This window comes from Curtobacterium sp. ME12, from assembly GCF_903970855.1.
Lineage (GTDB): Bacteria > Actinomycetota > Actinomycetes > Actinomycetales > Microbacteriaceae > Curtobacterium > Curtobacterium poinsettiae_A.
On sequence record NZ_CAJCKD010000070.1, the window covers coordinates 1 to 2,882 of the forward strand.

Sequence of the window (2,882 nt, forward strand, 5' to 3'; positions counted from 1 at the left end):
GGGTAGGTCGACCGAGCCTGATGCGGTCAGGGGGAGGGGTATCTTTTTGGCGTCCATTGAGGCGCCGGTGGTGTACCACCAGGCCCGCATGCCCGGATCGAACCAGTTAATGAACTCGGCGGGGAATGAGTTGGGGTGACTCGTGCCGTTGACGTCTGTGTAGTTGCGGCCGGTGTAGTCGGGTGTGCCGCTGATGGTCAGTGACCCGTTGTCGAGAGACACAGCTGCGTCAGTGAATGTGGCAACCGGGATGCGCTTGAAGCCGTCGCTCTTGGTGTCGGCGGCGACCGACCAAGACACGTCGAACGTCAACGTTCCGGTACCCGCAGCGTTGATCGTGAGGACCGGGTTGCCGTAGGTGGAGATGACGTCGGGGGCGAGTTCGGCGTAGTGGCGGAATCGGAAGCCGTCGGACCAGGCGATGCTTGCAGCTCCGGTCTTCGGGTCGACCCAACCGGTTCCCTTACTGAAGGTGAACTGGTCGTTTGTGAGCGTCGTGCTGCCGAGGGGGTCGCGGGTCCACGCCTTCGCGTACTCGTTGAACGCCCACCGCAGTGTCGGCTGACCGACGTCGACCGCGCCTGCAGGTGCTGCAGCAGGCGATGCCGCGGCGGGGCCGCTCCACGGGCTGTTCACCGGTTCGGTTGGGACCATTTCGGTGTCCTGTCCGGGGGCGACTGCCTGCGGGGTGACCGCCGGTGTCGCGCCGGAACGCTCGATGACGCTCATGCGGGCGGTGCCGTACGGGTGTGTGACGTAGATCTCGGACCCGCGGGCGTTGACGCCCATCGCCCACACGTTTGCAGCGGCGGTTCCGGTACCGGTGGTGACGCCGAGTGCGGTGAAGTCCACCGTATTCGACACCGACCAGGATGCGGGGCTGATGACGGAGAGCGTGTTGGAGAAGCCGTTGAGGACGTACACCTCGTGCGTGGCGGGGTTGACGGTGATCGAGCGGGCGGTGTCGCCGACCTCGATCGGAGCACCGAGGTGCTTTGTCGTGGTCGTGTCGACGGTGATGACCTTATTGTTCTTCCACTTGTCGGAAATCGTCGGCGCGACGACGGCGTAGAGCTGCCCGAGATCCTCGTCGATCGCGAGCAACGCCGGCCGTCCGCCGGTCGCGGTCCCGTCGACGGCGAACTTACCGACCGGGATGGCGAGGGAATCGATCCACTTGCCGGTCACGGTGCTGTACCCGGTGATGACGCTTGAGCGGCCCTCGGCGACCCAGATCATCCGGTTCGTGGCGTCATAGACCGCGTCCTTCAACAACGGGTACGCCTGCTTCGAGATCGGCACCTCCGTACCGAAGACGCCCGTCGCCGGATCCACCGGTGTGAGGCCGGTGTCGAGGACGTAGAGCTTCCCAGTGTCCGTGTCCTGGACGAGACCTCCGGCGTAGGTGGGCAAGCCGGTGATGGTCTTGAGTGTCGATCCGGTCGCGGTGTCGATGACCGAGAGATCACCGCTGGTGTACCCGAGGACGTACAGCTTCGACCCGTCTGGGCTGAGTGCCAGATTTTCCGGGTCGGCTGACGTCGTGTCATATGCGCTGGACACGGCGGCGCGGGTCGCCGTGTCCAGCCAGGTGACAGTGCCGCCTGACTCGGTTGGCGAGCCGGCGACATAGACGCGCCCAGTTGTGTCATCGACTGCGAGGTCGCGGGTGGTCTTACCGACCGCTGTCGTACTGGTAAGCGCGTAGGTGGATGAGTCGGAGGTGGGCGCAGCGGTAGCAGGGCTTGCCGACAGAGCGAATGCGACTGCTCCAAGTGCCACGGCTGCGCTCAAGCGCACGCCAAGTGTGGGCATGGGGAACTCATGTTCTCGGGAGAGGGAAGGGGCGCTGACGACCGTAGCGTTAAAAGTAAGGTTTGCCTAACCTTAGTTCTGGTCGTACGCTCAGCTTCTGTTAGGTAAGGCTACCCTCACCCGAAAGAACCCACAGCATGCACGTACCCCCACTCCTGCGCCGCTCCACCGCCGGCGCCGCTGCCCTCACCGTCGGACTCTCCGTCGCGGCGATCGCCGCACTGAGCGCCGCACCCGCTTCCGCCGCCTCGTCCGATGTTGATGACGCGACCCTGTCGTGGAGCCTGAGCAACGAGGCGAACTCCGGCGCCTACTTCGGCGGCTGCAACTTCCTGTCCGCCGGTATCGCCGGCGACACCGGCGCCTCCGCCCCATGGACAGCGACGAACCCCACTCCCGGGTACTCGGCATCCTCCGGAAACGTGAGCATCGCCTACCCGAAGGCCGCCGGCGGCACGACCACACCGACCTTCGCCACGAAGTGCCAGACCGGTGACGGTGCCAATCTCACCCCCAGCACGAACAGCGGCGGTACCGTCACGCTCGCCGACGGAACCGGCAACGTCGACGCCACCGCCGGCACGGCAGACATCAGCTGGGACGGCGCGTTCACCGTCGCCTTCTACGGCGGCATGACCTACTGGTCCGCCGAAGACCCGAAGCTGCACGTCGCCGCCGACGGCACCGGTGAACTCACCGCGACCGCCTCCGGATACGCCGCATCCCGCGACGGCGGCACGTGGGCACCGCTGACGCCGCGCACCATCCACCTCGCCACCCTGACCGACGTGCAGATCACCAGCACCGGCATCACCGTCAGCCCGGACTGGAAGGGCGTCGCCCCGGCTTCAGCGACCAACCTTGACAAGACCAACGCCGACTGGGGGTCCTGGCCCGAAGACTTCGTCGCGTTCCAGAACGAGACCGGCCAGTCCTCCTACTGGTACAGCTCCGGCTCCTCCGACGCAGCAGTGAAGAAGCCGCAGCCGATCACCATCGCCTACACGGCAGCAGACGAGCCGACGACGCCGGTTCCGTCGGACGAGCCGACGACGCCGGTTCCGTCG

Annotated in this window: 1 protein-coding gene and 1 pseudogene; one reads left to right on the plus strand and one right to left on the minus strand. The window is 66.0% G+C overall.

Annotated elements, in window-relative coordinates:
• Positions 1 to 1,794, minus strand: a 1,794-nt coding sequence (locus H7A73_RS17855; protein ID WP_182067227.1) for an HtaA domain-containing protein, incomplete at its 3' end; no start/stop codon positions are given.
• Positions 1,795 to 1,952: 158 nt separating this feature from the next.
• On the opposite strand from H7A73_RS17855, the pseudogene H7A73_RS17860 reads away from it, so the two are divergent.
• A pseudogene (locus H7A73_RS17860) lies at positions 1,953 to 2,882 on the plus strand (hypothetical protein); the annotation flags it as partial.